This is a genomic window from Staphylococcus sp. GDY8P47P, from assembly GCF_016892225.1.
Classification (GTDB): Bacteria; Bacillota; Bacilli; order Staphylococcales; family Staphylococcaceae; genus Staphylococcus; species Staphylococcus borealis.
Map to the genome: position 1 here is coordinate 1,629 of NZ_JAFENV010000050.1, position 1,553 is coordinate 3,181.

The following is a 1,553-nucleotide window of genomic DNA, read 5'->3' on the forward strand; positions in this document are numbered from 1 at the left end:
CTCGAGTCGTTGATTTCACACTGCCGAGAAAAGCCTCTAGATAGATAATAGGTGCCCGTACCGCAAACCGACACAGGTAGTCAAGATGAGAATTCTAAGGTGAGCGAGCGAACTCTCGTTAAGGAACTCGGCAAAATGACCCCGTAACTTCGGGAGAAGGGGTGCTCTTTAGGGTGCAAGCCCAGAAGAGCCGCAGTGAATAGGCCCAAGCGACTGTTTATCAAAAACACAGGTCTCTGCTAAACCGTAAGGTGATGTATAGGGGCTGACGCCTGCCCGGTGCTGGAAGGTTAAGAGGAGTGGTTAGCTTCTGCGAAGCTACGAATCGAAGCCCCAGTAAACGGCGGCCGTAACTATAACGGTCCTAAGGTAGCGAAATTCCTTGTCGGGTAAGTTCCGACCCGCACGAAAGGCGTAACGATTTGGGCACTGTCTCAACGAGAGACTCGGTGAAATCATAGTACCTGTGAAGATGCAGGTTACCCGCGACAGGACGGAAAGACCCCGTGGAGCTTTACTGTAGCCTGATATTGAAATTCGGCACAGCTTGTACAGGATAGGTAGGAGCCTTTGAAACGTGAGCGCTAGCTTACGTGGAGGCGCTGGTGGGATACTACCCTAGCTGTGTTGGCTTTCTAACCCGCACCACTTATCGTGGTGGGAGACAGTGTCAGGCGGGCAGTTTGACTGGGGCGGTCGCCTCCTAAAAGGTAACGGAGGCGCTCAAAGGTTCCCTCAGAATGGTTGGAAATCATTCATAGAGTGTAAAGGCATAAGGGAGCTTGACTGCGAGACCTACAAGTCGAGCAGGGTCGAAAGACGGACTTAGTGATCCGGTGGTTCCGCATGGAAGGGCCATCGCTCAACGGATAAAAGCTACCCCGGGGATAACAGGCTTATCTCCCCCAAGAGTTCACATCGACGGGGAGGTTTGGCACCTCGATGTCGGCTCATCGCATCCTGGGGCTGTAGTCGGTCCCAAGGGTTGGGCTGTTCGCCCATTAAAGCGGTACGCGAGCTGGGTTCAGAACGTCGTGAGACAGTTCGGTCCCTATCCGTCGTGGGCGTAGGAAATTTGAGAGGAGCTGTCCTTAGTACGAGAGGACCGGGATGGACATACCTCTGGTGTACCAGTTGTCGTGCCAACGGCATAGCTGGGTAGCTATGTATGGACGGGATAAGTGCTGAAAGCATCTAAGCATGAAGCCCCCCTCAAGATGAGATTTCCCAACTTCGGTTATAAGATCCCTCAAAGATGATGAGGTTAATAGGTTCGAGGTGGAAGCGTGGCGACACGTGGAGCTGACGAATACTAATCGATCGAAGACTTAATCAATTTATTTCAAAGTTTTGCGAAGCAAAATCATTTACTTACTATCTAGTTTTGAATGTATAATCATTCTCTTGTCTGGTGACAATGGCAAGGAGGTCACACCTGTTCCCATGACGAACACAGAAGTTAAGCTCCGAAGCGCCGATGGTAGTTGGATTTACGTTCCGCTAGAGTAGGACGTTGCGAGGCTTACACGTTGGAGCATTAGCTCAGCTGGGAG

2 rRNA genes (1 of these 2 only partly in view) are annotated in these 1,553 nt (G+C 51.3%); both read left to right on the top strand.

From position 1 onward, the window contains the following. A 23S ribosomal RNA gene (locus JVV30_RS12825) occupies positions 1–1,336 on the top strand; it begins 1,525 nt to the left of the window's first position. A 71-nt stretch (positions 1,337–1,407) separates the two neighbouring features. Further along, a 5S ribosomal RNA gene (rrf, locus tag JVV30_RS12830) occupies positions 1,408–1,522 on the top strand. Positions 1,523–1,553 lie beyond the last annotated feature (31 nt).